The sequence below is a fragment of the Bifidobacterium adolescentis ATCC 15703 genome (assembly GCF_000010425.1).
In the GTDB taxonomy this organism is placed as follows: Bacteria; Actinomycetota; Actinomycetes; order Actinomycetales; family Bifidobacteriaceae; genus Bifidobacterium; species Bifidobacterium adolescentis.
Window position 1 is genome coordinate 1,549,746 of record NC_008618.1, and the last position, 23,286, is coordinate 1,573,031.

Sequence of the window (23,286 nt, forward strand, 5' to 3'; positions counted from 1 at the left end):
AAAAGGGGCCTCCCGGGAGCCAAAGGCTCGACCGGGAGGCCCGATACGTTTGAAGCGGCGGCGTGCTACTCTCCCACACCCTCTCGAGTGCAGTACCATCGCCGCGCCTGGCCTTAGCTACCGGGTTCGGAATGGGACCGGGCGTCTCACCAGGGCTATGACCACCGCAAAACCGCGATCACGGAACGACAACCAAAACATGGCGGCCATTCCGGCCATTCAATTATCGTGTGGCGGTCTGGGAACCGGCTAGCGGACGCGAGGCAAAGCCTACCGTTGTATCGTTCAGTGACCATCCCAACGCATATTGCCGTCCAGGACGATCCAGCACAGGAAAGACGCGGAACCAATCCCGCAAAAGGATCGGAATGTTATGTCGCCGTCGCCCGTTAGTACCGGTCGGCTCCACCCCTCACGGGGCTTCCACCTCCGGCCTATCAAACACGTGTTCAACATGCGGGCTACAACAGTTCAAGACCGTACGGAATCCTAATCTTGGAGCAGGCTTCCCGCTTAGATGCTTTCAGCGGTTATCCCTCCCGAACGTAGCCAACCGGCCGTGCCGCTGGCGCGACAACCGGCATACCAGAGGTTCGTCCACCCAGGTCCTCTCGTACTATGGGCAGGCCTCCTCAGGATTCCAACGAGCGCAGAGGATAGAGACCAAACTGTCTCACGACGTTCTGAACCCAGCTCGCGTGCCGCTTTAATCGGCGAACAGCCGAACCCTTGGGACCTGCTCCAGCCCCAGGATGCGACGAGCCGACATCGAGGTGCCAAACCATCCCGTCGATATGGACTCTTGGGAATGATCAGCCTGTTATCCCCGGGGTACCTTTTATCCGTTGAGCGATGCCGCGCCCGTGCGCCGGCACCGGATCACTATCTCCGACTTTCGTCCCTGCTCGGACCGTCGTCCTCGCAGTCAAGCCCGCTTGTGCGATTACACTCGACACCCGATTGCCAACCGGGCTGAGCGGACCTTTGAGCGCCTCCGTTACTCTTTGGGAGGCAACCGCCCCAGTTGAACTACCCGCCAGGCACTGTCCCTGACAAGGATGACTTGTCGAGGTTAGACGTCAAACGAGAACAGAGCGGTATTTCACCTTGCGGCTCCACGAATGCTGGCGCACCCGCTTCGAAGCCTCCCGCCTATGCTACACAATCCGCGCCTAACGCCAATACCAAGGTATAGTAAAGGTCCCGGGGTCTTTTCGTCCTTCTGCGCTTAACGAGCATCTTTACTCGTACTGCAATTTCGCCGAGCTCCTGGTCGAGACAGTGGGGAAGTCGTTACGCCATTCGTGCAGGTCGGAACTTACCCGACAAGGAATTTCGCTACCTTAGGATGGTTATAGTTACCACCGCCGTTTACCGGGGCTTGAATTCACCGCTTCGTCCCCGAAGGGATTGACGGATCCTCTTAACCTTCCGGCACCGGGCAGGCGTCAGTGCATATACAGCGGCTTTCGCCTTCGCATGCACCTGTGTTTTTGGTAAACAGTCGCTACCCCCTGGTCTGTGCCACCCACCAAAGCTCCGGACGCAAGGTCCTTCACCCCAGTGGGTCTCCCTTATACCGAAGGCACGGGAGTGATTTGCCGAGTTCCTTGACCAGGATTCGCTCGATCGCCTTGGTATTCTCTACCTGACCACCAGTGTCGGTTTGGGGTACGGGCGGCCATAGCCCTCACGCCGAGGCTTTTCTCGACGGCCTGGACAACCGGATATCGAACCATAACGGCTCCCATCATCACACCTCGCCATGCATGCCATGCGGATTTGCCTACATGACTGGCTGCGTGCTTGACCACGGAAAACCACCTCCGCGGCCGGCTCCCATTCCGTGTCACCCCTGCGCTGACCTACTGCGGCTACGCTCCCAACACCACGCGGCGATACCAACCCGAAGGAAGGAACCACCACGAGGCGGAGGTTAGTACTCACCGTCTCGGTTTTGCCGGTCCATGGTCGGTACGGGAATATCCACCCGTTCATCCATTCGACTACGCCTGTCGGCCTCGCCTTAGGACCCGACTCACCCGGGGACGACGAACGTGGCCCCGGAACCCTTGGTCATCCAGCGGACGGGATCCTCACCCGTCTCTCGCTACTCATGTCTGCATTCTCACTCCCACGAAGTCCACGGCCGGTTTCCACCGCCGCTTCGCCCCTCGCAGGACGCTCTCCTACCCAGCAACCATGAAGATTGCTGCCGCGTCTTCGGTGGTGTGCTTGAGCCCCGCTACATTGTCGGCGCGGAACCACTAGACCAGTGAGCTGTTACGCACTCTTTCAAGGATGGCTGCTTCTGAGCCAACCTCCTGGCTGTCTATGCGACTCCACATCCTTTCCCACTTAGCACACGCTTCGGGACCTTAGACGACGGTCTGGGCTGTCTCCCTCTCGACGACGGAGCTTATCCCCCGCCGACTCACTGCCGGAATACACGTCAACGGTATTCGGAGTTCGGCTGCTGTTGGTACCCAACAAGGGCCCGCAAGCATCCGGTAGCTCTACCCCCGCGACGCAATCGACCGACGCTGCACCTAAATGCATTTCGGAGAGAACCAGCTATCACGGAATTTGATTGGCCTTTCACCCCTAGCCCCAGGTCATCCCCCCGGTTTTCAACCCAGGTGGGTTCGGTCCTCCACGCGGTCTTACCCGCGCTTCAACCTGCCCAGGGCTAGATCATCCCGCTTCGGGTCCAGGACAAGCGACTGAAAACGCCCTATTCGGACTCGCTTTCGCTACGCATACGCCACACGGCTTATGCTCGCCACCCGCCACTGACTCGCAGACTCATTTTTCGATAGGCACGCCGTCACCCCACCAGGGAGGCTCCGACGGTTTGTGGGCGCACGGTTTCAGGAACTGTTTCACTCCCCTCCCGGGGTGCTTTTCACCTTTCCCTCACGGTACTGGTACGCTATCGGTCAGACAGGTATGCTTAGACTTACCCAACGGTCTGGGCTGATTCACGCGGGATTCCACGAGGCCCGCGCTACTTGGGACAACACGATCGGAAGACGGCTCACGTCCAGGTACGGGGCTGGCACCCTCTACGGCCAGGCCTTCAAGCCTGTTCCCCTGGCAAGCCGTTTTATGACTCCCGCCCGGCCCGTCGGAACCGGGACACGTGATCCCACAACACCGGCAACGCAACCCCCGACGGGTATCACGCGCAACCGGTTTGGTCTGATCCGCTTTCGCTCGCCACTACTCACGGAGTATCCCTTCCTGCAGGTACTGAGATGTTTCACTTCCCTGCGTACCCCCCGCCCATAGGCGGTGCCGGCCCATGACGGCCGGCGGGTTCCCCCATTCGGAGACCCTAGGATCAAAGCCATGTTGGAGGCTCCCCTAGGATTATCGCATCCTCAAACGTCCTTCATCGGTACTGTCTGCCAAGGCATCCACCATACGCCCTCGCAAGCGGCACAACAGCAAAACCATCGTCCCACCCGCGGGTTTCCTGATAGCAAGATCGCCAGACGACAAATCTTAACACTAAAATGATCACAAAACGATCGATCTCGAAACCAAACTCAATTGAAGAGTTTGGCGAAATCGCGATAAGCAAAAAGAAACGTTCTTTCAGTTTCTCTTGCTCGCGTCCACTATCCAGTTCTCAAACCACCACGCGCCACACGATCCGACCAGCCACCCAGGACCGGCCACCACGCATGGGCATCGAACCGCGCCACAGAAAACCCGTGGGGTGGCGGTCCGGGAGCCCAAAAGCATACCCATACCACTCCCGGACGGGACGAATCCCATCCAAGCCATTGATCTCTTCCACACCAGCATCCACAACAACGACGCCGACTGCCGGCGCCCATGTGGCTCACACTGTCCAAAAACATGGACTGTATTCTCCGTAGAAAGGAGGTGATCCAGCCGCACCTTCCGGTACGGCTACCTTGTTACGACTTAGTCCCAATCACGAGTCTCACCTTAGACGGCTCCCCCCAAAAAGGTTGGGCCACCGGCTTCGGGTGCTACCCACTTTCATGACTTGACGGGCGGTGTGTACAAGGCCCGGGAACGCATTCACCGCGGCGTTGCTGATCCGCGATTACTAGCGACTCCGCCTTCATGGAGTCGGGTTGCAGACTCCAATCCGAACTGAGACCGGTTTTAAGGGATCCGCTCCCCCTCACGAGGTCGCATCCCGTTGTACCGGCCATTGTAGCATGCGTGAAGCCCTGGACGTAAGGGGCATGATGATCTGACGTCATCCCCACCTTCCTCCGAGTTGACCCCGGCGGTCCCCCGTGAGTTCCCACCACGACGTGCTGGCAACACAGGGCGAGGGTTGCGCTCGTTGCGGGACTTAACCCAACATCTCACGACACGAGCTGACGACGACCATGCACCACCTGTGAACCCGCCCCGAAGGGAGGCCCCATCTCTGGGGCTGTCGGGAACATGTCAAGCCCAGGTAAGGTTCTTCGCGTTGCATCGAATTAATCCGCATGCTCCGCCGCTTGTGCGGGCCCCCGTCAATTTCTTTGAGTTTTAGCCTTGCGGCCGTACTCCCCAGGCGGGATGCTTAACGCGTTGGCTCCGACACGGAGACCGTGGAATGGTCCCCACATCCAGCATCCACCGTTTACGGCGTGGACTACCAGGGTATCTAATCCTGTTCGCTCCCCACGCTTTCGCTCCTCAGCGTCAGTGACGGCCCAGAGACCTGCCTTCGCCATTGGTGTTCTTCCCGATATCTACACATTCCACCGTTACACCGGGAATTCCAGTCTCCCCTACCGCACTCAAGCCCGCCCGTACCCGGCGCGGATCCACCGTTAAGCGATGGACTTTCACACCGGACGCGACGAACCGCCTACGAGCCCTTTACGCCCAATAATTCCGGATAACGCTTGCACCCTACGTATTACCGCGGCTGCTGGCACGTAGTTAGCCGGTGCTTATTCGAAAGGTACACTCACCCCGAAGGGCTTGCTCCCAGTCAAAAGCGGTTTACAACCCGAAGGCCGTCATCCCGCACGCGGCGTCGCTGCATCAGGCTTGCGCCCATTGTGCAATATTCCCCACTGCTGCCTCCCGTAGGAGTCTGGGCCGTATCTCAGTCCCAATGTGGCCGGTCGCCCTCTCAGGCCGGCTACCCGTCGAAGCCATGGTGGGCCGTTACCCCGCCATCAAGCTGATAGGACGCGACCCCATCCCATACCGATAGAATCTTTCCCAGAAGGACATGCATCCAACTGGAGCATCCGGCATTACCACCCGTTTCCAGGAGCTATTCCGGTGTATGGGGCAGGTCGGTCACGCATTACTCACCCGTTCGCCACTCTCACGGCCGGAGCAAGCTCCAGCCGATCCCGTTCGACTTGCATGTGTTAAGCACGCCGCCAGCGTTCATCCTGAGCCAGAATCGAACCCTCCACAAAAAACTTCATGAAGAGAACCAATTGAATGACTCTCAAAATAAGAAAATTGACGATCGCCTTATAAGGAAAGGCGCATCGCACAAAAACCTCGCCGCCGTTTGACCGATCCCTCGGCACCACGCGTCAGCGTGGCCGGCAACGAACTGGCAATCATTGACTATAAAGAAGTAGTACAAATACGCTCTTGAGTTCTCAAACCACCACCACTCACCCACCTCGCAATCCGGAGTGAACCGGACCACTCGCTGAGCGGCAGCAAGGGATTAATTTACACGTTCCCGCCCGTCCACGCAAATCGGCGTCCCGCGCGTATGGCGTGAGGCGTTGCCGCGCAACGGTTCCCTCGGCGTGTCGGAAAGTTCTTTCGTTGAAAATGTATCTTTCCATATCTGGCTTTTTCATGCGGTTTGTAACCAGCTAGGTTGCAAATAAGACAGAATCATGCAAAGTAGTTCGTTGAGGGCGTTCTGTTATTCTGTGGGTCGCGTGGAATTCAAGCCTGAATTCACAGCAGACTATCGGGAAAAGAACCTCTCTCTCCGGTAGGCCGAATGGAGGGTGGGAGAAAACCTAGTGATAATTTGAAGGGAGGGAATGGCATGGAGGCGTTGCTTATGGGGATGCAAGAGATAAGGCTCGAGAAAGGGCTTTCACTAGAGCAACTAGCCAATCTTTCCGGCGTTGATCATGAACGTCTTGCCATGTTTGAAGGTAATCCCGAAAGTGTACGCAACATGCATTTGGACACTGCTTGCCAGATATCCAAAGCGTTGCATTGCAATGTTTTAGATTTACACCCCGATAGCGGATGGCGAGGCGGAATTCATTGTGCTGAAGACGGATTGAGAGAGATTCGTAGGACTCGTGGCTATACGCAAAGTGAGCTGTCTGAAATGACGGGAATTCCTCAACCAAATATTTCTTGGTTCGAGACCGGCTACCGCTCTACCTCCGGCATGAGGCTAGATACTGCCAGACGTTTGTCGGAAGCTCTCCAGTGTGATCCAGTTGACTTTCTTGAAAAATGATGTGGTGAAACAGACAAGATAAATGTTGTGGTTAATTTAGATACAACATTTAGAATAGATACAAGGTGTCTGACCAATCTACAGCTGGTACCCAGAAGACACGAATCTATTTTCTAGTATAGGTATATAGGTATATAGGGGATTCCCCTCAAATCCTTGCGACAGTAGAGCTCCGAGGGTATTCAAGTACTCAAAAGACACGAAATGGTACCTAGAAGACACGAAATGGTACCTAGAAGACACATTGGTACTCAAAAGACACGAAATGCTGTTTTCCCTTCGGTTTTGGTGGTGAATCCCAATGTTTTCTAGGGGGAATTGACCTTCGGCGCGGATTCTGGTGGTACCGAGAAGACACGAGCTGGTACCTAGAAGACACGAAATGTCCTTTTCCCTTCGGTTTTGGTGGTGAATCCCAATGTTTTCTAAGGAAAATGGACTTCGACGCGTATTGGAATGGTACCTAGAAGACACGGAGCAATCTAGGGGGAGGAGACATCGCCACCAATGAAATCAGATGACGGGGAGATGCTCCAAGCGGTACCTAGAAGACATGATTTGGTACTCAAATGACAATGCTTTGGTACCAGAATGACACTATTCATACGGTTTGGTACCCGAATGACACCACTATGCATTACAGTGGTACCTAAATAACAACACCCCATGCCGCCGTTTCGCCAAAGTCCAGAGGTAAAAGATATGCCCAAAAAGGAAGTCTCCCGCTTCGATGCTGATACCGGGTACATATCACGTATCTCCTCCATTGTTTCTCTTCCATTGAAGAAAACCCCGGAACGTAAAATCGTAAAACGGAATGGCAATGTCGAGGTGACCTTCACCGCTCTCGGTGAATGCATGCCTTATGGCAAGCTGCCGCGTAATCTTGACGCCATTGTCGCCACTCTCATATTGACCAACGATTCCAGTTGGGATACCTCCAGCCGTAAATGGGTCATCGGAAAAAGTTTTTACGAATTTGCAGAACACCGCTTAGGCATTACGCGGGGAGGAAATCAGTATAGACGTTTACGCAATCAATTCAACTACTGGCTCAGAACCGCATACACAATCACAAATCTTGGCGAGGACCAGATTGATTCGGGAGGCCAATTCGTCGTCGCCGAGGCCTGGCATGTTCCGTGGGTGGATGCAGAGGAATGGGCTCAGCATCCCGAGGATAAGGAATGCTGGATTCAGTTCTCCGAAATGTTTGTGAAAAAGGTGGTCAAGGAGAATCCGGTACCTGTTGATTTCAGGGTCCTTCGCGAACTGAACAAGATCAAGTCTCCCCTCTCTTTGGATATCTACCTGTGGCTCAATCGAAGGATGTCCTATCTGCGTCAGCCATCACTGGTGACTTGGGAACAGCTTCGCGGACAATTCGGAAGCTCCGCTCAGACCATGAAAAAATTCAAGCAGACATTTAAAGCTGCTTTGGTTCATGTGAGGGATGCATGGGATGGTCTTGATTTGACAGTCAGCGACAGCAATGGTGTTACCCTGTTCCCTTCCTCCACGCATGTGCCCACTCTTGCCGAGACCAGGAAAAAAGAACGTAACGAGGAATTTGCTAGGCGCGCATCATCATCTCATTCGTGCTCTCTCGTTAGCGGGAAATCTGATGATGAGGGATTCTGGCAGAACATCACTGGATGGGGAAAAGTCTTCACCAGCCAGTCTCTGTTCGATGTCGGTCTTGCCAGAGACCATCTGGAAGGTATATCACCCCAGGATGAATGCCCGTTTTGTCTGTACGACCATCGAAACCGCGAGTTCCATGGTTCGGCAACTTTGGGATGATTGCATTTTTGGCCGCCGCAAAAATAAGTGATGTATCTGGTTCTTTTACAACGCTTAGCTTCTATTGAAAATAAGCGTTGTGACTATTGAGGGTACAACACTTTAGATAATGCGGGACCTTTTTATTGTCGCTAATCGGTTGCGTTGATGTGACATATCTGCATAACTATATAATAGTTATATAAGATATATATAACTATTATATAGTTTTTTGGACTGTAGCATCCCCTTCTTGGGGTCATCGGGAATTGATTTGCGGGTTTATTTTGAGCGGCGGATTCACTGCGACTCTCGCCGTGGTTTGCCTCATGTGATGAAGTGGTCTCTATATCCGAGGTGTGTTCTGGATTCGTGTTTACGGGGCGCTTTCTATGTTCTCTGTTGATTTTGCCGGCAAAATAAACGTTGTATCACTTTTTGGTAACAACACTTAAGCGGGGCTTGGGTATGTGTTCGCAAGGATATTTTTGGGGTGGTGCGAGGAAGTCGATTTGACTGTTTTTGATTGTGGGTCGGCGGATGAAGTGATGTTGTATGGAGGTTATATGTTTCTTATATAGAATTTATATAAGAAACATATAACCTATTATCGATTATCTGAATGTTTGAGAGTGCGAATGTCCGGTAACGCGATGTTCCCTGCCGGCATTGGTGAATTACTACCCATCATTGACGCCTCCTGCTTGGGACTATATTCGCCAAACATATCTGGACCATTCCATTCCTCTGCTTCATACAGGTCAACCAGATTGGTTCCATCATCAACGGTCTCTATCCTGGTGGCGGATAGGTCTCCCCCGGTTTTGACCTCGACGACTTCTTCTCTTCTCCTCTCCGTGGGTCCGACTTCGGAAGAGGAAACAATCATGGCGCTAGCAGTCTTATCCGGTTTTTCCATATTGGATTCGGATGGGAGCGGCAGGTCGGAAAGGAGAGCCGCATTTTCGTTTTCGTTCATGGATCCCTCGAACAAGCTGGAGGGCTCATTGCCTTCGCTGCGGTTGTCGCCACCAGATGATTCCGGCAGTCCAGCATCGCGTAAATAGCTGATCTGTTGTCCTGCCTCATCGACGGACACGACGGCTTGCATCATCACACACTCGGCGATCAGGTCGTTCCTCTGCCCGTTCCAACCCTCGCCGAACTCCGGTTCGACCCGAAATGTTTCACCGTCATGCAGGGCCTCGAACTCATTTGGGGACAGCTCCTGCCGATCCAAGGAGACAGTGAATCCGGCCTTCTCAAACGCGGCGAGCGTATCCTCCAATGCGGGCGTACGAGCCGCATATGCGATAGTCACGTTGCGCGTGACTCGGTCCGCATGTTGTTCAATCGTCTCGCCAGGATGGCGTTTCGACCATTCCGCATTCATAAGATTCCGCGCACGGTTGAGCTGGGCTGCGTATCCTGGATCCGTCCCCACGAGCATGTCGCTGATATTCCAAGCCTTCAGCAGACTGGTGTCGCTTAACGGTGAACAACCTTTTTTACCGAGTACGGTCGCGTTCAGTACACTTTCGAAACCATTGTTCAATTCACGTCGATGGGCGCTCTCCCAAGACAACAGACGTGTGCGTTGCAGCTCCATCTCTTTGATTTCCGCAGCCTGAAGCCGATTTTGTTGCATCCGCTCCGCCCTACGTTCCCTCCGATGCTGCTGGGCGTCCGCGCTCAGGGAACGATGCAGCATGCCTAACTGCTGGGCCATGTTGCTCCATGTGTTGTTAAGCAGCTGGTCGAGTGCGTCATCAGGATCCATCGCTGACATCATCGATTTCCTTCCTGTTGTTTTCGTTGATTCCTACTGGACGAGCGCATCTTCGGTATCATGCGGTGTGATTGTTTTTCCATCTCCACGGTGGGTATCGGTTCATCCATGTCCTTAGGTCGGATTGGACGCAGCGGTTCCATGGCCTTGCGCCGCCAGCCCCTAGGAGGCCGGATACATGGAAGTGGTTCGTTCGGGCCGGTCGTGTGCTCGGTCTCGTCGATGCCAAGAGAGGCGACGAGACCGGTGTCCTTGTTGAACACGCGGTCGAGCAGACCGAACGCCTGGATGCTGAATATCATCATCTGTCCCGGTTGCCGTCGCGCGTTCTCGTAGGCACGCCACAGCGCGTCAAGCTGGTAGATGAGCGGCGGATAGCGCCACCAGTCCGGTACCCATAGGAACTTCGTCATCACGCCCTGTTGGTAGGGCCACATGTTCGCGACATGCAGTTCCACGAAACAAGCGAGGTTCGGATAGTACGTGTCACGCATTTGCGTGCGTGCGCCGAATTGGCCGACCAGAGCCTCCCGTTCGGCCTGGTCGTCACCTATCTCCCTTGATTCCGGTGTGGATAGGACATCGTCGATCCCGTTTCCATCCGCAGGCTCACCTCCATTCTGAATAGTGGCGATGGAAGTTCGGCCCTCGGAATCGACTGTCGTGGCATCGAAAATCTTTGGATTCGAATTCGGCTCCCGCTCGATGCCGATCTGGGAAGGCCGCGGACGATATGCGGAGTTCGACGAATGTCGTCTCGCATCCGTCCGCTTCCGTTCGACCTGGATCAGATCTTCCCGCGAGACGACGGCGAAATCCTCTGCCGTGAGCTCGGCCTTGTAGGCGATAAGCCAACGGAGAAAAGGAATGGTCAACCCGTATCTGGTCGCGTCCTTAACCCCATCTACGGCAAATGTGGCAGCGACCGCGCGTTCTAGCTCCGGCCCATCCTCGATGGTCAGTTCTTCGACCCGCACGTTTCCGGAAGCCGTTTGCGGTGGAGCAGGCGGCTCTGGCGGAAGCGCATCCGACCACGGAAGTGGAACAGGAGCTGCCGGCGCATCGGCCGACAAGTTCGGCGGAAAGACCATCGCCTTGCGGATTGTTTGGAACTCTTTGTCTTTTGAAGGATTTCTATGGAACGCCATGCTCAACCTTTCGATGAATGATCCGAAGCCCATGTCATGCGGCTCTGCGGATGATGTCGTTCCAGACATGGTTTTCGGTCCACGGCATGGTCCGGTCAATCTGTGCACGGCACTGCGAGGCGAGTACGAGCGCCCGGCCGACAGGCCATTCGGCCAAGTCGGACACATCCAGGATGTTCTCCTTCTGGATGCTATTGTTCACGCTGCGTCTCCCCCGCCCGTCGATATTGAGGCTGCCCCGGACAATCTCCCTCTGGCCAACGAGGCTACTGATCTCGCCAAGCCATTTCGCATCCTTGATGCCACCCAAGTAGACAAGGATGTTCGCGTTGTTGAACAGGCTACCGAAGTTCGTCTCGCCGAACGCGGCTTTGCCCTGATCTGGGTTCTGCCAGATCGTCATGATCGGTATGCCGGCGGACCCGAAATACGAGTACACATCGGCCAATTCGGGCCACCGGCAGATGTTCGCGGCCTCATCGAGCACACAGCACATCGGTCTAGGTAGACGCCGGCTGTTGTCCGCGCATTCTGCCTGCGCGTATTGAAACGCGGTGAACGCGACCACCGCGGTCAGGCTCGCCGTCAACGCGGTCGAAGGACGGCCCTGCGCGGACAGCAGATAGAGCGTGTCCCCCTCGCTGGTAGCAAAGGCGAGCGGATCGAACACGTCCCTGCCCTCCGGAGTGCCGTCCCCCTCACGGGGAAGGACCCATTCGATCACGTCCGGATCTGCGAGGAACGCCACCATGGTCTGCAACGAGCCGAACACGCCGCTACGGGTTTCCGGAGTCAACGCGATGACACTGCTGACACGACTGGCGATCTCGCCATACCCCTCATGTTTGGTCAGGATGGTCACAGGCTCGGTATTGCGTTCGGACGACGCCCAACGGGACACGTCAGAAACGGTCTTGTCTCCAAGATGGGCAGCGAACAGGTAGTCCGCGAGCTGCTGGGCGGCGGTCCCAGGAAAGAAGTCGTCGCCTCCTGTGGCCGGCTGTCCGGAGGCGTATCGCCAACAGTCGGCGATACGTTTCGCGTCTGCGATGGTGTGGATGGAATCGATCAGATTCCACACCCACGTGGTATGCGTCCGGTTCGGCTCGGCAATGCGTTCCGGGTCAAACACCCAAATCCGTCCACCAGGATGGTCATGCATGCGCACAGGCCGGGTCACATCAAGGATGTCGCCCTTGTTCGAAGTCGCGAGGCATGGTCCTGGTGCCGAACAGATCGCCGGGATCGCATAGCACAGAGACTTTCCGGAACGGGGGCCGGCGAGCACGATCGCCATGTCCTCCCAGCTGGTGCTCATCGGCGTTCCGTCAACGATATTACGGCCGAGCGGATAGCCTGGCTCCATGCGCTTGGGATCGAAATCCTTGACAAGCCGGGATGCCATTTTCTCCGCACGCTGCCTGGTGACCTTGGCAACGGCATTGCCATGACCCATCGCCGGTGCATACACATCGACCCTGGTGCGGTCCGCGCTTCCCGTGACCTTCGGTGCGACCTTATGCGAGACGAGCCACCAGCACAATCCGGCCAGTATTGCGGTCAAGACGATAAGAAAACCGGCCAGCGTCCATTGCGCGCGCGTGAATTCCCATTGGCCCGAGAGAATGTACAGAAGCGCGAATATGTCAAAGCCATGGCCGGACATCGCGCACATCATGCCGAACACGGACATGACCGCCAACGCGGTGAGCAGCGCAACGCCCGCGGCTCGACTGGACGGTCTGACAGTCTGTCCGAGATCGGCGACCCTATTGGTTTGGAGCTTCGGATCGACGTCCATCAATTTCCTTTCATCGCAGAGAAGGACGCCACGACGCCCGTGGCATTCCACACGTCATCCTGCGCCCCTACCGGTCTCACCACGGAACACGACGTCTACAGGTTTCCGTCGTTCAACGCGTGACGCCGCTCGCATCCGTGGCATCCTCCACGCCCGTCATGATGTCCGCATCCGTGAAAGCCTCGCCCATATCGCGCTCCATGTCCGTGCCCGATGCGGAATACCGCGTCTCGATGGCTTCCAGCAGATTCAGGATGGCCGCTTCCCGCCCATCCGGATCGATGAATCGCGCGATGCCGCCTCTGACCGGCTCCGGATCATGCCATTCGACATCGTCCGACAGTCGCCACAACCACCTGCCCTCATAAGGCATGACATGTCCGAGAACCCGTCCATCCGGCAGTTCCGCGTCGAAGGCCCGCGGCCCGTTCCGCCATGCCGCAGTGGTCTTCATCTCCACGTCCTCGATGTCGAACGCGCGGCCCCGATCATCGATCATCGCTTCATCCTCCCATCTTCCACGTGGTCTGAGCATTCCACCAGGCCAGTCATTTCATTCGGGCCTGTTGCGGCATCCAGCGCTGCGGAGGCGAAACGGTCCGACGGGTCGAAACGGAGCGCGCGTTCGGCATGCTCACGTTCCATGCCATGCGTCGAACCGTCATATTCGACATGGTCGAACATGGAGAGCAATCCTTCGATACGCCCCTCGACAGGAGTGGACGCGTTCATGTGAATCGGCGAGAGGATGCGCCATGCCGCATGATCGCGGTCGAGTATCGAATCCCTGTCAGGAATGGCGTCGGGCCATTGCCCAATCAGGTTAGGAATGAGTGTCACTACCGGGACGTCCTGTTCCGCGGTGGTGGCGATGCCTCTCAACTCGCGCATGTCCGGTAGGTCGGGACTGAGCACATCCGTGGCCATCATGGCGCGGGTCGCGTCGGGCGCATGCCGCAAACCCACCGCGATGATTGCCAACGCGGACGGATCCGTCACCGGGTCGGTCGGCGCGTGCGGCTCAAGCATAAGACGCCGCCATTCGTACGCGGCGGCGCTGAGCCAATCCATACGCGCCGTGTCGCCTCCGGCGAGCACATCATGACGGTAGTCCTCTTCGGCTGCCTGGATGATCTTGTCGAGACACGGTTCCTCCACCGGGTCGGCGTGGGCGATGGCACGAATCCGGAACGACGTGCGACGGGGCTTCTCATCGTCCCTCCGTCCGGCTTCCTCACCGGTTTCGGGATCGATGCCCTGGCCAAGCTCGCGCACGTACCGTGCGAGGGCTTTCGCGCCGTCCGGGAAAACTCCGTCGACATGTTTCAATGCGGGACGGATTATGTCCCGCAACGCCTTCCACGCCTCGTCCCAGTCGTCATCGTCCGGATACGAGCCTCCCGTATGATGTTCCAGGATTCTGTTGGCTATATCCGATTCGTCGTCGCTGGAGAGGATATCGTCATGGGATTCCTCTCCCCATTCGTCGATCCACTGACGCAATTCCGTCTCGCTGATAGTCCGTTTCGCCATGTCGTCCGCCTTTCTGCCCGTCACGGCATTCCATGCCGTTGCTTCAAAGCGATTGTCGACATTCATGGACGGCGCAATAGGGCACGATGTCTACGTGGAGGTAGACGGACGGATATGCGTCCGGCCGCATGCATTCCGGTCTTCTCGATTCCGTCAGCGGATCATCGAATCCGCTCTGCCGCAAGCGGATTCGGATATGACGGGTATGGAGAGCCGCATGATGTCGTCGGACAATTGCGTACCGTCATACCCACAGTGATCCTCGTCGAACTCCCAATCAACGCCAGTCAGATCGTATCTGGTGACGAACGGGTCGCCTTGGTCGACGAAATGTGGTCCGGGATTGTCGTCGACGGCCAAACTGGTCTCATAGCGTCCGTTCTCGCCATCCTCACGCTCATCCTCATCGATGTCCTCGTATCTCGGGTACGGCGTCCACCGATCGCTATCGCACTCCATGATGTCGTAAACGTGCCAGCCATCCGGCAGAGGACCGTGGACGCCGGGCGTGCGGTAGCCGCGCGCGGTCGAACCGTCAGGCATATCCAGTTCGAACCCGTCGGCCTTCTCCCCTATGGATTCGGCGAGCAGTTCAAGCTCATCCAAGGTCGGATCGAGCAAATCGGGCATGTGGACGACCTTGCCTTGCTCACGCTCGTTCACTGGCCATCCTTTTTTGTCCTGCGGGACGGCGTCATGACCCGTCTCCTGTTTTCGCGCTCGAAACGATGCAGACGAGCGAATGCACGGCGCGCAAGGTCGTACGACTCATAATAACTGGGATGGTCGGTGTCCTCCTGCCAGATGATCCGGCCCGCGTGGTCGATGACAAGCGCGATGAACGCATTGGGCTCCATGACGGCGCGGGGACAGAACAGGAGCGTGAAGCCGCGCGCGCCGATCGCGACCGAAGCGGCATCGAGCGGCCGGTCCAGCCCGTCATCCGCGCCACGGCGCACGTGACGGACCGACAACGCGTCGCCGTATCCGTTGACGACGGCGAGATCGCGAATGGCGAGACGGATTGAAACGCCGAGCCCCGTGTCGGTAATCGCATGGGGAACGATGGCGATCATCGACGGTTCCACTTCGCGTTCGTGTCATTAAATCCGGAATGCTCGATGCCGCACATCTGCACGGTGACAGGGATTCCGGGCAGTCCGCCGAGCTTGATGAGGAACTTGCCCACCCCTTTGAAGCTCGCGTTCGCGTCAAAATTCGTGGGCGTGGCCCAATCGGACAGCATGTCCTCCTCGCGCATGCTGATAGGCAGGCCGGACTCGCCGCGCAGGTAATGCTGTATCTCAGTGCGGCTCAAGGCCCCGAGGACCTTGATCTTGCTGCGCTCCACGAAACCACGTGCCTTGTTGTTCTGCGCCTGGGTGTCCAGACACAGCAGATCGGCAAACGTGTGGGTGATCATGATCTGTCCGACGCCCCACTGGCGGTTGAGGCGGGTGAGCAGATCAAGACGGTCGACCATGAGCGGACTGGCGCGCAGGGCACGATGCATCTCGTCCATGATGATGACGTGGTTGCGTCTGGGCAGCAGCCCGGCCTCGGCCATCATGTCGGTCGCGTTCTTCGCCGCGAACGCGCTCGACCATGTGGCGGCGAGCACCGCGGCGACGACATCGTCACCGGCTTGGGCAAGGGCGCTGATGTCGAAGTCGACCGGCCGGGACAGTTCGATTCGTTCGGTGGTCTGCTCGCAGAACAAGCGTCCGAACCGTCCCATCGGATTCGCAAGCCCATGCAGGCTGGAGAGCAGATCGCGCACGGCGCGTGCATACGCCTGATCATTCTCAGGGTCGTCGAACACGGCGGCCGCGCGTATCTCCGGCGTGCCCTGTTTGACAAGGTCGCGCAGGTCGGGAATAACGGGTGGCTCCGGATCGTTCTTGGTACGCTCGTACAGAATCCTGAGCGCGGTGGCGAGGATGTTCGACTCCACGTCGGATACGGTGCGGCGTCCCTCCTCACGGCCCGTGCGACTGATGGTCAACAGCACCTCCATGAGAGCGCTACGGCGTTCATGGTAGTCGGCGAGCAAATCCTCGCGGGATTTGCCGGCAAGCCGTTTAAGCGCGTCATGGATGCCGCCGGGATCGAGTGGATTGATGGAACCAAGTCCGCTGCCCAGACGGATGACCTGGCCGCCAAGCAGGCGGACGAGTTCGGCATAGTCGGGCTTCAGATCGCCGGGGATGATCGCGTTCATACCGAGCGCGCTCATCCCCCATGCTTGGCGGCGCACGAACGTGGATTTGCCGATTGCGGGCAGACCCATGACGAACATACTGGGCTGTTCGATGATGCCGGCCCGGAACCAACTGATCGGATCGCAGCACACGCCCGCGCCGGTCGCCATGCTCCGTCCTATGGGCACGCCCTCGACGGGCAGGGCCATGTCGGTGACAAACGGCCAGAACCCGCCGCACACCTGCGTGCTGGTGCCGAAGAACTCGTCGACCGTGGGCATCAGTCCAGCCCATCCGCCGCCCCTTGCTCGCCGCCCCCTCCAGATTGGCTCCGGCGACGGAGATGGCATATGCCGGCGCAGAAGGGGCATGTCCGGATCCATGCCTCGGTCTTTCGTGTTCGTGTTCCGCATGGCATGCGTTCCTTTCATGAGAGCGCGGTGAGCGCGTTGGGCGGCGAATAGGTTCTGAGATTGAGCCCGAGTGGAAGACTCGCGGCGAACGCCGTGTCCTGCGCGCCATAACATGGCCGCAGGTCGATCTTCGCGCTTCCCGCGGCGCCCTCGACGGCGTGCGCGGCCTGTTCGAGACGTATGCGCTCGTCATCGCCGGCGCGCACGGTGGCGGTCACGAGCAGTCCGAAGAACACGATGGCCGCACCTCGGTCGATTTCGATGGCCTGACGGTTCGCTTTGTTGATCTGGCTCATAGCACTGATGGACGCGCGTTTCTCCTGGCTGACCTGGTTGGCGGCCCTCTGCCTGTTCTGCTCGGCCATGAACGCGGTCTTGTCAGGAGGCAGGATATGAAACACGACGGTGACGCGTTTGCGGTCGCAGTCTGCGAGAGGACCGAGCAGACGCGCCAGAGTAGAGCTGGTCACGTTGGATTTCGGCGGGTCGCACATCTCCCACGTACGGCTCACACCGGAATCATGCCGGTAATGGTCCCAGCCGGCCTCGCAAGCGACCGGACCGGCATCCTCCCATTCGATCCACGGCCGCCCGTCGGTCTGCTCGAGCGAATCCTGCGCGCCCGGATCATATGCGACACGGACCATGCGGCTGATCTCGTCGATGGTGAGCGTGCGGGCGGTCCCGCCTCCCGCGTCTGCGATGCGGCGGATGAGATTGGGAACGAGCTGCCCGATACGGCGGGCCGCCTCGTCTGGTTCCAGGAATCTTCCGTTGCGCGCGTCGACATAACGGAACGTAAGCGTGAGGATGACGCTGCTGGAAGCGCCGCCAGTCGCATACAGGTCCATGATCTGGGCCATGGCCCTTGCAGCGAGTTCAGGCGCGTCCTGAACGGTGCGCTTGCTGAGGTTGCGGCGGAACCGCACGCCAGAATCGGGCGACGTATCGACGGTCACGGACAGTTGGGCCACTCCCATCTCGCCTCCCAACGACTCAAGCAGACCGGCCCATGAGGCGACGTATGCGTCCTCGACATCGTCATCGGCGAGGGACGCGCCCTGTGGCTGGCATGAGAACGGGAGCGAATATTCGCCGGTATGCCCGTGACGTATCAGGGCGAGCCGGTTGCCGAACCCATCGTTCGCCTCGACGAGCGAGACGCGCGACAAGATGCCGGGCAGACGGCACTGCCCCGATTCGACCGGGGCGAGCATGCCGGAACGGTACAACGCCCGTCCCTTCCTTGATTCGGCGAGCCATGTGCGTCGCTCCACAGTACGGTCAAGCACATTGCGGTGCTCCCTGTCGCGCATGGCAAGTATCGCGATGACACCGATGCCGACGACCGCGGTGGCGATGGCCGCAACCACGTTAACCATGGACAGCATCAGCGTGGCCACGAGTACGCCAAGACCCGCGAACGTCAACGGTCTGCCGATGTTGCGAATGCCGCCGGCGATGGGACGCATCCAATCGCCGTAAGTGGTATTGGAAGCCATTTAGAACTCCTTTGTCTTACGTGCGCCCGAACGGTTCGCACCGTGCGGCCCTCCGTCCGGAACACTGCCGAACTCCGCCCGGACCCTCTGTATGGCTGACGGTTCGCTAACCCGCCGTCCAACGTCTTTCCGAGGCTGCTGCGCAACGGAGGACGGCCGTACGCCTCCCGAGCCGGATGATGGCGGCGCCGCAGGAATGCCTCCTCCGGAAGGCGCGTCTACGGAACCGGTCCCGTCATCGGCCATGGACGTCTTCACGCCATTCGACGCCGAAGATCCCACCGCACCCTTCGGAACGGAACCAGCCGCACGGGTTCCGTCCGGCATGGAGGAACCACCGAACATGGTCTCACCGCCACCCTTGGCCACCTCACTTCCGGGCCGGCCGGGCGCTGATATGCCGGATCCGATGCCACTTGCTCCAGCGTTTTCTCCGGAGCCGACGGCACGTTTCGCGCCGTTCGGAACAGAAGGCTTCACCTTCCCGGACAGGGCGCCGGTCGCTCCCATCACGCCCTTTGCGCCGGCTTTGAGCACGCCGCCGGCCGCCATGACGCCCATACCGGCCATTCCGCCAAGCATGGACGGGATGACACCTCCGCCGCCGATGCTTCCTGCGACGGAAGGGACGATGAGCCTGATCATCGCGGGAAGCAGCACGATTACGCTGATGGTGAGCATGAGGGTGATGGCCTGGCTGTCATCGCCGGCGCCGGCGGTCGTCATGATCGCGCACCCCGTCGCCATGACGAGTGCGGCTACAGGCTTGTACATGAGGAACGCGAACAGCCACCCCATGACCTTGCCGAACGCTTGGCGTCCAGTCTCCATCCAGCTCATCGCGGCCCACACCGGCGCGATGCCGACCAGAATGGGCAGCAGACCGGCACGCAGATAGCAGAACACCTTGCTGATGAGATTGCAGAACCACATGACGATGGTCAACACCAATGCAATCGGCCAGTCAAGATTGAAGAATTCTGATGCGGCGAGGGTGTTATGGCTCCACGCCGACTTCATCATGTCGGACGCGCTCCTGAGCACGCCGGCCGTCCACGTGTCCACAGTGCCTTGGAACAGATTGACGAATCCCGCGAGGCACACGCTGGTGAGCATGGACCACATGAACGCCTTGCCCAAAGGGACCAAGTCACGTCCCTCTTGCGTGGTGATCAGCTTAAAACCGGCTGCGATCACACCACATACAGCCGCGATGATCAGGAACGGATCGACCTGGAGCCGTACCCAATCGGACACGAAAAACGAGGTTCCAGCTCCCGGCGTCCATGACGTGAGCGCAGGAGTGGACCGTCCCGCCGTGGCCGTGGGCACGCCGTTGACGACGGTGCGCGTCATATTCGCCTGTTTGAAGAACGTGAGCGCGATGCTCGCGGCGGACGACCCCATGAACACGCCTAGGAAAATCCAGCCGATCCTGCCGAGCAGATGCCCGTCCATGCCAGCCGAGCCGTTGCCGATTTGCCAGATGATGCGCGCCGCGAGGATCATGAGACTGATGGCCGCCGCGACGACGAGTACGGCCTGGGCGACATTGAGGTATTTGTTGACGTTCGTGTCCCACGTGTCATACATGGGAAGGATGGAATTCTGAAGCGTGTCCACAGTACCCGGCGCGGCAACGAGCGTATTGCGGGTCGTGCTGAGCCATTCAATCGTATCGTCGGACTGCTGCTCGTACATCGTCCACATGGTCTTCTCGAGCCAGCTGAGCTTACGGGTCTTATCGCAGGAATTGTTGGCCGCGTTCCAGTTCCACGGTCCCGCGTCAGGAGTCTCCTCCTGGTACGTGTTGGCAAGGGCGACGCATTGGTTCGCGGGGACCGATGCGAGATACTTTCTCGCATTGCCGTTGAAGTACGGATTGATGGCATTCGCCCATGTGGCCTTTGCATAGGCGATCTGGTTGCTTCGGATCAGTTTTCCCACGCCGTTTTTGGGAATCTTCATGGAATATACGGTCTGTGTGTCGGCGATTTCTTCGTCGCCGAATTTGAGGTCATCCTTCAGCGCATCGAAGTTCGGTCCTCCGCAGGCCGTCAGGGAAAAGACGGCCACCAGCGCGAGAAGCATCGCGGACAGGCGTCCCTTGCGCCGGCTTGCCATCCGTTCAGCAGCTTTCCGCGATGGACAGTCCGAGCGCGCTCATGAACGCCAAAGCTCCGGCGACGATGAAGATGCCGACGACCCAATTGATGATCTTGTCGAATGTGTCGTCCCTGTCGGGCACGCCGTCGCCCTGCTGACGCAGCACATGCACGCCAATGCGGATTAGTGCGACAATGGCGACGACCAGTCCGAGGGCCTTGACCCATCCGAGCGCGGTGGTCACCGGACTGGAGAATCCGGGAGGCAGGCACGCCCTTGGGTTCTGGAGGTCGGCGAGGACCATACCGTATGCGGCGTCCTGCACCGTATCGGCTGCGGATGCGATGCGTTCCAACATCATCATGTGTGGTTTCTCCTTCGGATGTAGTTGACCATGCATTTCCACCGTCGCATGCTCCAAGCTGGCCGACGGTGCACGGCGTCTACACGTTCCATCTCGATGCCCATGGCTACCGGCAGACGGCGAAGTCATTTGTGACATATAAGATTGCCAATAAGATTCAAGCCGTAAAGATGGTGTCGGAAGGATCAACGATGAGCACGATGTATGTCAAGCAGAAGGTGTTCTCAATCGGTGAGAAATTCACGGTGACCGACATCGCCGGCAACCCACGCTATTACGTGCGCGGCAGCTTCCTCGCCATTCCGAAATCATTCGTCATCACGTCGGTTGACGGCATCGAGGTGGCACGCATCGAGAAAGAGGTGTTCTCGTTGCTCCCCCGCTTCACCGTCACCATGGAAGGATTGACACAAGCGACCATCAGCAAACGATTCACGTTCCTTCGCGACCGGTACGACATCGACGTTCCAGGATTGCAAATCACGGGAGACTGGTGGGATCTGAGCTTCGAGGCGTCGATGGACGGCGCCAAGGTCGCGTATATCCGGCAGAAGCTCCTCTCTTGGGGAGACTCCTATGAGGTGCGGGTCCTTGATGACCGACTGGACGTGCTCATTCTGGCACTGGTGATAGCCATCGACCGTGTCAAAGCCGATGAGGCCGCGGCCAATACATCGGCCTGAGCGTACGGCATCCAGGAAGCGCGCTTCCACGGATGGTTAGCCATTGCCGCTGATGCCGTCAGCCGTTTGCATGCTCCCGTTGAGATCCTTGAGCATCCTCTCATACGCATGTGGATACGCTTCGGGAAAACCGTCGAGGTCGAGATTGCGGATGAACGGAAGCCGCCACAAGGCTGGTGCGGCGGAACCGACCAGAAGTGTTCCCCTGCGCAGTTCGCGCGGAGTTCTCGGCGATGGCATGGTCACGGCCACTCCCATAAGGACGCTCGCGCCGAAGAGCCCGTCGTTCCAGTTGGCGAGCAGATTTCTGAGCGATTCGAGGCCACGTCCCGTGCACATCGCGCACAGCACGATCCGGCTTGGGACACGTGGGTCGGTGCTGACGGGCAGCGCGCGCCCCGCGTCCACGTACCTGTCTTTTGCGCTCATGCGGATGGTGGAACATCCCGATCCGCCATGCGCGCCCACCAGCCATATGCGGCCCGGAGCGGGCCGGGCGGCGAACGATGGAATCGGTGGCGGCACCTGGATCGGCTGCGCGGCGAATATCTTCGAGCGCCCGTCATCGTTTCCGGGTGCGGGAATGATCGGATTCGGCATTGGAGGATTTAGAGGGGTCGGATGGATTCCCGAGACGCTTTCGTTCGGCCGGTTTCGGGAACGTGCCGACGGGTGCGGTGGCAATGGCGGCATGGAGTCGAAAGCGGGGAGATACCCGTTGTCCGCGTTCATGATGCTCTTTTCCTTTATCGGATAGCCGTTGCGGATTCGGCGGCAGTCGCTCCGAGCGTCGCGTTGTCCATCCGCTGGTTTCGGATGTTGGAAGGATCTTCGATTCCGGATGGCCGATCCGGCTCCACGCCATGGATCAGCGCGGTGGAGAGATTACGGAGCATCTCGTCCTCGGGCTTGACCTGGAACAGCATATCTGCAAAATGCTTGCAGCGAATCGTGGAATCTCCTTCGAGATAACTGATGGTGGCCGCGATGCGATAGGCCCCGGCACGCTCCGACGCCGGATGGATCAGTATCGCGAACTGCTCGAAAAGGCGCGGAATATCCTGTTTGAACGCGCGTGCCATGGCGTGCGACACGTCATAGCCGGAAGGCAGCATAATGGCACGAAGCGTGTCGAACACGTCATACGAGGCCTTTTCCTCCAAGTCGGCAATGGACTCGAACTCGTCGAATCCCATGTCTGGGCGAATGATCTTGGCTATCACCGCATCCGTCAGCCCGTTCGGTTCGGCCATGCCCCTCAACGTGTCGGTGATTCGGTCGTCGGTGATTTTCGACTCACCAGGAACGTATTCGCGTTCCTTCATGGTTTCAATCAGCCCATGCATGTTCCTGACCTGCTGCCGTGTCGCCTGTGCCATTCCCGCCAGCCTTTCCAATCGGACGTTGCTCTGTCGTTTCCCGTGCTTCCATCTTGGATTGCTGAAGGACGCGCCGCGGTGCACGGTGTCTACAAGTTCGATGGACATAAGACGTGCCGGGACCAGGCCTGCCCGGCACA

Annotated in this window: 16 protein-coding genes and 3 rRNA genes; 3 read left to right on the forward strand and 16 right to left on the reverse strand. The window is 58.2% G+C overall.

Annotation, left to right across the window (positions count from 1 at the left end):
* Nucleotides 1-52: 52 nt before the first annotated feature.
* The 3 genes from rrf to BAD_RS06570 form a co-directional block, all read right to left on the reverse strand.
* A 5S ribosomal RNA gene (gene rrf / locus BAD_RS06560) occupies nt 53-169 on the reverse strand.
* A 201-nt stretch (nt 170-370) separates the two neighbouring features.
* Nucleotides 371-3,446: ribosomal RNA gene (locus BAD_RS06565) — 23S ribosomal RNA — on the reverse strand.
* A gap of 441 nt (nt 3,447-3,887) precedes the next feature.
* A 16S ribosomal RNA gene (locus BAD_RS06570) occupies nt 3,888-5,417 on the reverse strand.
* The 16S, 23S and 5S rRNA genes sit together here, the layout of an rRNA operon.
* A 599-nt stretch (nt 5,418-6,016) precedes the next feature.
* Between BAD_RS06570 and BAD_RS06575 the strand changes: the two genes are divergently transcribed.
* Nucleotides 6,017-6,445: a helix-turn-helix domain-containing protein gene (locus BAD_RS06575; RefSeq protein ID WP_041777378.1), complete on the forward strand. Its 429-nt coding sequence runs from the start codon at nt 6,017-6,019 to the stop codon at nt 6,443-6,445.
* Nucleotides 6,446-7,147: 702 nt separating this feature from the next.
* Nucleotides 7,148-8,248 (forward strand): replication protein RepA, encoded by a 1,101-nt coding sequence (locus BAD_RS08885; RefSeq protein WP_041777379.1) that lies wholly within the window; start codon nt 7,148-7,150, stop codon nt 8,246-8,248.
* A 586-nt stretch (nt 8,249-8,834) separates the two neighbouring features.
* Here BAD_RS08885 and BAD_RS06585 read toward each other — a convergent pair.
* From BAD_RS06585 to BAD_RS06635, 11 genes are all read right to left on the reverse strand, one after another.
* The gene (locus tag BAD_RS06585; RefSeq protein ID WP_011743564.1) at nt 8,835-10,019 is read right to left on the reverse strand and encodes a hypothetical protein; all 1,185 of its coding nucleotides are present in this window, start codon (nt 10,017-10,019) and stop codon (nt 8,835-8,837) included.
* Nucleotides 10,016-11,233, reverse strand: a complete 1,218-nt coding sequence (locus BAD_RS06590; RefSeq protein ID WP_231836970.1) for a DUF4913 domain-containing protein — start codon at nt 11,231-11,233, stop codon at nt 10,016-10,018. The genes BAD_RS06585 and BAD_RS06590 overlap by 4 nt, the downstream gene beginning before the upstream one ends.
* Nucleotides 11,199-12,965, reverse strand: a complete 1,767-nt coding sequence (locus tag BAD_RS06595) for a TraM recognition domain-containing protein (RefSeq protein WP_011743566.1) — start codon at nt 12,963-12,965, stop codon at nt 11,199-11,201. Before BAD_RS06595 ends, BAD_RS06590 begins: the two co-directional genes overlap by 35 nt.
* 112 nt (nt 12,966-13,077) lie before the next feature.
* On the reverse strand, nt 13,078-13,464 hold the full coding sequence (locus tag BAD_RS06600; RefSeq protein ID WP_011743567.1) for a hypothetical protein: 387 nt from the start codon (nt 13,462-13,464) through the stop codon (nt 13,078-13,080).
* Nucleotides 13,461-14,498 carry a hypothetical protein gene (locus BAD_RS06605; RefSeq protein WP_041777525.1) on the reverse strand — a complete coding sequence of 346 codons (1,038 nt, stop codon included), beginning with the start codon at nt 14,496-14,498 and terminating at the stop codon, nt 13,461-13,463. The genes BAD_RS06600 and BAD_RS06605 overlap by 4 nt, the downstream gene beginning before the upstream one ends.
* A gap of 153 nt (nt 14,499-14,651) precedes the next feature.
* A complete protein-coding gene (locus BAD_RS06610) occupies nt 14,652-15,161 on the reverse strand; it encodes a hypothetical protein (RefSeq protein WP_011743569.1) in 510 nt (169 codons plus the stop codon).
* Nucleotides 15,158-15,574 (reverse strand): hypothetical protein, encoded by a 417-nt coding sequence (locus BAD_RS06615; protein WP_050731459.1) that lies wholly within the window; start codon nt 15,572-15,574, stop codon nt 15,158-15,160. Before BAD_RS06615 ends, BAD_RS06610 begins: the two co-directional genes overlap by 4 nt.
* A complete protein-coding gene (locus BAD_RS06620; protein ID WP_011743570.1) occupies nt 15,571-17,070 on the reverse strand; it encodes an ATPase in 1,500 nt (499 codons plus the stop codon). Before BAD_RS06620 ends, BAD_RS06615 begins: the two co-directional genes overlap by 4 nt.
* Nucleotides 17,071-17,126: 56 nt before the next feature.
* The gene (locus tag BAD_RS06625; RefSeq protein ID WP_011743571.1) at nt 17,127-18,614 is read right to left on the reverse strand and encodes an SCO6880 family protein; all 1,488 of its coding nucleotides are present in this window, start codon (nt 18,612-18,614) and stop codon (nt 17,127-17,129) included.
* Complete coding sequence (locus BAD_RS06630; RefSeq protein ID WP_011743572.1) at nt 18,615-20,738, reverse strand: hypothetical protein; 2,124 nt, start codon at nt 20,736-20,738, stop codon at nt 18,615-18,617. It lies immediately after the preceding gene.
* Nucleotides 20,739-20,742: 4 nt separating this feature from the next.
* Nucleotides 20,743-21,024: a TrbC/VirB2 family protein gene (locus BAD_RS06635; protein ID WP_113736361.1), complete on the reverse strand. Its 282-nt coding sequence runs from the start codon at nt 21,022-21,024 to the stop codon at nt 20,743-20,745.
* Nucleotides 21,025-21,275: 251 nt separating this feature from the next.
* Between BAD_RS06635 and BAD_RS06640 the strand changes: the two genes are divergently transcribed.
* Nucleotides 21,276-21,767 (forward strand): LURP-one-related/scramblase family protein, encoded by a 492-nt coding sequence (locus BAD_RS06640; RefSeq protein ID WP_041777382.1) that lies wholly within the window; start codon nt 21,276-21,278, stop codon nt 21,765-21,767.
* 36 nt (nt 21,768-21,803) lie between these two features.
* On the opposite strand, the gene BAD_RS06645 is transcribed toward BAD_RS06640, so the two are convergent.
* Together BAD_RS06645 and BAD_RS06650 are read right to left on the reverse strand one after the other, a co-directional pair.
* Complete coding sequence (locus BAD_RS06645; RefSeq protein ID WP_231836986.1) at nt 21,804-22,367, reverse strand: hypothetical protein; 564 nt, start codon at nt 22,365-22,367, stop codon at nt 21,804-21,806.
* A 146-nt stretch (nt 22,368-22,513) separates the two neighbouring features.
* Nucleotides 22,514-23,020, reverse strand: coding sequence for a hypothetical protein (locus BAD_RS06650; RefSeq protein WP_217268775.1), 507 nt, complete (start codon nt 23,018-23,020; stop codon nt 22,514-22,516).
* Nucleotides 23,021-23,286: the final 266 nt, after the last annotated feature.